Annotated in this window: 1 protein-coding gene; it reads right to left on the bottom strand. The window is 41.0% G+C overall.

Going from position 1 to position 234, the window contains the following annotated elements; all coding sequences use genetic code 11:
• On the bottom strand, positions 1-234 hold a 234-nt coding region (locus ACYQ4O_RS13220; RefSeq protein ID WP_460175903.1), incomplete at both ends, for a hypothetical protein.

The raw sequence follows: 234 nt of genomic DNA, 5'->3' as shown, positions 1-234 counted from the left end.
GAAGGTGAGCTTTTAGTGCCGGAAGATGATTAATGTCATAATGCCTGGAAGGAAATGTAGCAATGAGGTAAAGTCCGGCCCAATGGAAGTCGAATCGTTGAATATCTCGGCCTCGAAGAATAGGTCGTATTAATTCTGCAGTTCTTTCTTTCTCCTCTTCGGTTTTGCAGTTGTTTAAAATTTCTTCCCGTTTTGTTCCTGAAATAATGAAAGCTTCATTGAACCCCGTCAGTA

It is taken from the genome of Turicimonas sp. TL08, assembly GCF_054660695.1.
Note: the sequence above shows the minus strand (reverse complement) of the source record. Positions and strands in the feature narration are given on the sequence as shown.